Consider the following 1290-nt stretch of genomic DNA (forward strand, 5'->3'; position numbering starts at 1 on the left):
GGCGACATCGACATCCTGATCACCGACAAGACCGGCACGCTGACGGAAGGCCGCATCCGCCTGGTCGGCACGATCGATCCGGCCGGTGCGCCGGCCGAGCCGGTCCGGCGGCTCGGGCTGCTGGCCACCGACGTCGACCCGGAATCCGGTGTGGTGAGCGCCAATCCGCTCGACGCCGCGCTGTGGGACTCCCCGCAGCCACAGCAACTGGTGGGCGGCGCGGTGCGCCGCGTCGCGCTGCTGCCGTTCGACCACGAGCGGCGCGCGACGTCGGTGTTGGTCGACGACGACGGCAACCGCCTCCTCGTCGTCAAGGGCGCCCCCGAACAGGTCCTGGACCGGTGCGACGGGACGCCGGCGGCCGCGGATGCGACCCTGGCGGACTTGTTCGCCGCCGGACGGCGGGTGGTCGCCGTCGCCACCCGCCCGGCCGCCGAGCTGACGGAGCTCACCGCCGACGACGAACACGACCTGACGCTGGCCGGCTTTCTGGTCTTCGCCGACGAACCCAAACCCGCGGCGCGCCAGTCGCTGGCACAGCTGGCCGAACTGGGCATCGAGCTCAAGATCGCCACCGGCGACAATCCGCGGGTCGCCGAAAAGGTCTGCAATGACCTGGGTTTGGCGTCCAAGGGCACTCTCACCGGCGCCGAGCTGGAACCCCTCGACGACGACGGGTTCGTCGACGCCGCGCAAAACCACACCATCTTCGCGCGCATCTCCCCCGAGCAGAAGGCGCGGCTGATCACCGCGGCACGCCGCACCGGAAGATCGGTGGGGTTTCTCGGCGACGGGGTCAACGACGCGCTGGCATTGCACGCCGCCGATGTGGGCATCTCCGTCAACAGCGCCACCGACGTGGCCAAGGACGCGGCCGACGTGGTCTTGCTGGAAAAGGACCTGGGGGTGCTGGCCACCGGGGTGGCCACGGGCAGAAGGATTTTCGCCAATACCATCAAGTACGTGTTCATGGGCACATCGAGCAATTTCGGCAACACCTTCAGCGCCGCCGCCGCGTCGGCGTTCTTGCCGTTTCTGCCGATGCTGCCCAGCCAGATCCTGCTGGGCAACCTGCTCTACGATGCCTCGCAGTTGGCGATCCCCACCGACCGCGTCGATGAGGAGCAACGCGATGCGCCGGCGCACTGGAACGTCGCCTTCATCCGCAGGTTCATGCTGACGTTCGGGCCCATCAACTCGCTGTTCGACTTCCTGACCTTCGGATTCATGCTCGGCATCCTGCACGCCGGCGAGGTGGCGTTTCACACCGGGTGGTTCCTGGAAAACCTT

General features: G+C 68.2%; 1 protein-coding gene. It reads left to right on the forward strand.

Annotation, left to right across the window (positions count from 1 at the left end; translation table 11 throughout):
* A partial coding sequence (locus tag A5705_RS29185; protein WP_156763126.1) for an HAD-IC family P-type ATPase occupies window positions 1-1290 on the forward strand: 1290 nt, incomplete at both ends.

This window comes from Mycobacterium sp. E787 (assembly GCF_001668725.1).
In the GTDB taxonomy this organism is placed as follows: Bacteria; Actinomycetota; Actinomycetes; order Mycobacteriales; family Mycobacteriaceae; genus Mycobacterium.